Source organism: Bacillus basilensis, assembly GCF_050630465.1.
GTDB lineage: Bacteria > Bacillota > Bacilli > Bacillales > Bacillaceae_G > Bacillus_A > Bacillus_A basilensis.
Window position 1 is genome coordinate 1 of the sequence record NZ_JBNTQO010000042.1, and the last position, 4,770, is coordinate 4,770.

The 4,770-nt window shown below is 34.2% G+C and carries 5 protein-coding genes; all 5 read right to left on the reverse strand.

Features of this window, described 5'->3' with window-relative positions:
• Nucleotides 1-157: 157 nt before the first annotated feature.
• The gene (uppP, locus tag ACQVV1_RS29550) at nucleotides 158-955 is read right to left on the reverse strand and encodes an undecaprenyl-diphosphate phosphatase UppP (RefSeq protein WP_242256835.1); all 798 of its coding nucleotides are present in this window, start codon (nucleotides 953-955) and stop codon (nucleotides 158-160) included.
• Between the two features lie 17 nt (nucleotides 956-972).
• Nucleotides 973-1,710, reverse strand: a complete 738-nt coding sequence (locus tag ACQVV1_RS29555) for an ABC transporter permease (protein ID WP_063225011.1) — start codon at nucleotides 1,708-1,710, stop codon at nucleotides 973-975.
• Nucleotides 1,703-2,632 (reverse strand): ABC transporter ATP-binding protein, encoded by a 930-nt coding sequence (locus ACQVV1_RS29560; RefSeq protein WP_309259623.1) that lies wholly within the window; start codon nucleotides 2,630-2,632, stop codon nucleotides 1,703-1,705. Before ACQVV1_RS29560 ends, ACQVV1_RS29555 begins: the two co-directional genes overlap by 8 nt.
• 68 nt (nucleotides 2,633-2,700) lie before the next feature.
• Nucleotides 2,701-3,714: a sensor histidine kinase gene (locus tag ACQVV1_RS29565; protein WP_242256831.1), complete on the reverse strand. Its 1,014-nt coding sequence runs from the start codon at nucleotides 3,712-3,714 to the stop codon at nucleotides 2,701-2,703.
• Nucleotides 3,704-4,417: a response regulator transcription factor gene (locus ACQVV1_RS29570; RefSeq protein WP_199678332.1), complete on the reverse strand. Its 714-nt coding sequence runs from the start codon at nucleotides 4,415-4,417 to the stop codon at nucleotides 3,704-3,706. Before ACQVV1_RS29570 ends, ACQVV1_RS29565 begins: the two co-directional genes overlap by 11 nt.
• Nucleotides 4,418-4,770: the final 353 nt, after the last annotated feature.

Here is a 4,770-nt window from a genome sequence, read left to right on the forward strand (position 1 = left end):
TAGTTGGGACCTTGTCCCTGTGAGAGTAGGACGTCGCCAAGCAACTAAAAACACAAGTCTTTTGACTTGTGTTTTTTCGTGTTTAATAAATGAAAATGGATAAAAAACCGATACTTCAACTTGAATATCGGTTCAATAATATGTGAAATATACGAATCTATAGTAATACGAAGAGTGTAAATAAGATAGCCAGCAAAATACGATAATATGCAAAAGGTTTTAAACCTATCTTCTCTAAAAGCTTTAGGAATGTTACTACTGCTAACATTGCGACTATAAAAGAAGTGATGAATCCTACCACAAACATAGGGATATCATCGACACTTAAATACGTCCAGCTTTTTAATAAGTCTAAGCCTGTAGCCCCAACCATTACAGGTAGGGCAATGAGAAAAGAGAACTCAGATGCAGTCTTATAATTTACTTTTGCTAATAGACCTCCAGAGATAGTAGAGCCGGCTCTGGAGAAGCCAGGGTATACTGCTAAACATTGAAATAATCCAATTGTTAATGCTTGACGGTATGTTAAATCGTCCAGTGAATAGGAGGTTGCCTCTTGTTTTTTTACTTCTGCAAAGATCATAAGAATTGCCCCTGCTACAAGTCCAATCACAACAGTGTATGGCTGAAATAAGTAAGTTTTAATAACATCATGTAGTAGCAAACCAGCAACTACTGCCGGAAATACGCCAAGAAATACATGGAACGCGTTGAATTTTTTCTCTTTCCGTAGAAGAGGCTTAATATTACATAAAGAAACGAGACGTTTATGATATAAAATTGCAATAGCTAAAATTGCGCCTAGCTGAATAACAATTTCAAACGTTTTCGCTCTTTCTCCTTCAAACCCTAATAAATGCCCGACTAATATAAGGTGACCAGTAGAAGAGATAGGTAAAAATTCAGCTAACCCCTCTACAATACCGAGTATGAAGGCAATTATGATATCGCTCATAGTATCACTCCTATAAATTAATGAATGTCTACTCTTTTAAAATAGAATAGTGTTGCAATAAATCCGAGAATCGCCGTTGTTGCAATGATGATATAAGAATACTCTGGTGGATATGTGGGTTGTAATTCATTATTTGCAATATCTAGAGTAGCGGTCCACGGAAATAAATCTTTATGTTTGGAGTTCACGAGCATAAGATTCATCATTGTAATAATGACTGTTAATATAATAGGCGGTACATAGCTCTTCATTACAAGAGTTAATAGCACAATAGGTGAAGACAATAGAAAGAGAAGTCCACCACATATTAAAAATTTTAGGAAAGAACCTAAAAGTAAAGTAGTGTTAAAACCAGGGAAGTTCCCCAATAGCCCTAATATTAAAGTAAGCGACCAAGCGACTAAAGTTAGCATCATGATCCAAAGGAAGAGAATGATGAACTTACTTATAATAAAGCTAATGCGCGACACGGGGATAGTTAGTAAATTTTTTAGTGTATCTTCTGCATATTCGCGGGTAAACAGATAAGCAACAACTACTCCGTATAAAGGGAATCCTATAACTAAAGTAGTATATAAGTTAACGTCAGTGAATAACTGGTGGAACCAAATAGTCGGAGTTGGCTGTTTTGTTTTTATATGTATATAAGAGGCTACTACGACTAAGAAAGGTGCGACACCAGCCCCAATAATGCTAATTAAAAACATATTAGAGCGTTTTAGTTTTAATAGTTCTGTATAGAGTAGATTAACCAATTGTTCCACCTCCAACTAGTTTGGTGAAATAATCTTCTAATCTGTCTTCACTGATCATCATTTTTAATACTTCAATATCGTTCAGAACGAATGTTCTATTAATGTATCCTTGTTGCCCAAAATGAGAGTAAATGCGAATATTCCCTTCATCATGTACCTCATAATCGAAAATTTGAAATTGATTTTCTAATAGCATCGCAGCCTTATTGTCATTATTCACCTGAAATTCTATGTACTTACGGTTTGCTTTGCGCAGCTTATCAAGAGAAACTTCTTCTAGTAACCTTCCTTCGTGAATAATTCCGATACGATCAACTAACTGTTCTACCTCTGCTAAAATGTGACTAGAAATGAGTATTGTTATATTCCTTTCTTGAGCTAAAGAATGAATAAGTTTTCGCATTTCTTTAATACCGATGGGGTCTAGTCCGTTAGTCGGTTCATCTAATATGAGTAGTTCGGGATAATGGAGAAGGGCGCGTGCAATTCCTAGGCGTTGCTTCATTCCTAAAGAATACTTTCCTACTAACTTTTTTGTTTCATACTGCAAGCCCACTATTTCTAATGCTTCTTCAATAGCATTCTTTTTGTACACCCCGATTATCTTTGCATTAATTAATAAGTTTTCTTTTGCAGTTAAGTTTTCATAAAACCCTGGAACTTCAACGATAGAACCAATTCTACTTAAAATATCTTTTTGATTTTGAAATAAGTCCTCTCCGAATATTTCGATAGTTCCACTTGTAGGCTTTATAAGACTAAGCAGCATACGAATGGTTGTTGTTTTACCAGCACCGTTACGTCCTATGAATCCATAAATTTCTCCTCGTTGAACGTTAATGTTTAGCTTATCTACGGATTTTTGCTTGCCATATACTTTAGTAAGATTAGTCGTTTTTATAATTGTGTTTATAGGAGACACCTACTTTCTATAAGTTCTTACTTACATGATAAAAAGGAAGGCTTAACTGCATATTAATCATTTCTTAACTATTTCTTAAAAGTATTGTGTTTTGGAATGGAAAAGCCAAAAGTGGTTCGTTCCCATGGAATACTTTCAACCCATATATGCCCACCATTCCTCTCAACGAGCGCTTTAGAAATAGAAAGCCCGAGCCCGCTACCACCAAAAGACGAGTTTCTTGATTGTTCGCTTCGGTACATTCGCTCAAATACGTTTTGTAAATCATGTTTTGGAACACCAGGGCCTTTGTCCCAAATAAGAAGTTCATATGCTACATCAGTTTCTAGTAGTTCGACTCCTATTGTTTTCCCATCCTTTCCGTAATAAATGGCATTTTTCATTAAATTACCTATAATACGCATAAGGCTTAGGTGATCTGCAATGATAGGACAAGTAGACTCTGGTATGAGAACTTGCAGTTTAATATTATGTTTTGAGAGTTCAGGTAAAAACTCGATCAAAACTTCTCTAGTAACTTCAGAAAAGTCGAGTTTTTCTTCTTTTAGTGGAAATTCATTAGCGTCTAGCTTTGCCATATTGAATATTTCATCAACTAGGTGCTTTAAGTTATTTGATTTCATATAAAGTATTTTAAGATATTCTTGCTTTTCTATTTCAGAAGCAGCAACCCCATCTTTTAAAGCATCGATATATCCAATAATGGAGGTGAGTGGTGTTCGGATATCGTGCGAGATACTAGATAAAAGTTGTTTTCTAGATTCCTCAGACCTTTTTGCTTTAATCCGAACCTTTTCTAATTCAGCTATTAGTTCGTTTATTGAAAAAACGATATTATGTAACGATCGATCATTACTTGTGAATAATCTCGTTTGTAAATGCCCGTTTAGTGCACGACTTAATTTAGTGTCTATTGATTTGCGATTTTGAATGAATTGTATTCTTGAAAAGAAGAGATACATTGTAATTAAGATAAGGGTAATAAATAAAGAAATTTTTACTCTCGGATCCATTTGTATATTTAAAAGCCCGCAAATGATAAGTTGTAATGAAATAAGGAAGAGGATTTTATCAGTCTTCAAGCTTTTCACCCACAAACTTATAACCAATTCCCCATACAGTTTGAATGAATTTTGGATTGGAAGGGTCGATTTCTATTTTCTTTCTAAGTTTTCGAATATGTACCATAACGGTATTATCATCTTCTATATAATTATCGTCCCATACATTGCGGAAGAGCTGTGTTTTTGTAAATACTTGTCCTGGGTTTGAAGTAAAGAATTTTAATAGTTCTAGTTCTTTTCCGGTTAAGCTGATTTCTTCTTTATTTGTGTGAACTGTATATGTATTTAAATTGATAGTTAGTCCTTTAAAAGCTAAAGTTGTTTTCTCTTGTACATTAATGTTACTTCCAAGAACTAAAAAACGTCGTATAAGAGCTTTTACTCGTGCAATCACTTCGTGAATGCTGAAAGGTTTCGTAATGTAATCATCAGCACCAATGCTTAAACCTAAAATTTTATCGACTTCGTGATCTTTAGCGGTTAGCATTAATATCGGTACGTTAGTTTTATCTCTAAGCTTTCTGCATACTTCGATACCATCTACTTTCGGCATCATAAGATCTAATATAACGAGGCTATAGTTGTTTTGATTAAATAACTGTAAGGCTACTTCGCCATCAATCGCAGTATCTACCATATATAATTCTCGTTCTAAATATATTTTTAGTAAATTACGGATTTCTTTATCATCGTCTGCTATAAGGATACGTATATCTTTCATACCTTCACCTGCTTCTAATGGATTTCATTGATGGTGCAACAACCCTCTAATTATATACTAGTATTTGTTAAAATAAGGTTAATAGTTTTGTTGGAGGAAAATATCCACGCAAATTAAGCCTAGGGTTCAAAGTAAATTGAATATGTTTTGCGAGAATAAATTAAAGAGAAGCAGAAGATAGTTTTTGGTAATGAATTTTTGTAGGGACGTATATAGCTAAAAGAGCGTAAAAAGATTTAATTGAATATCTTTATAAAAAGTGTTGACGATTAGAGTATAGAGGTGTAATATAGAACAAGTCGCCGATGCAATAACGCAGAACACGACAAACGAAATAAAAAAACTTAGTTGAC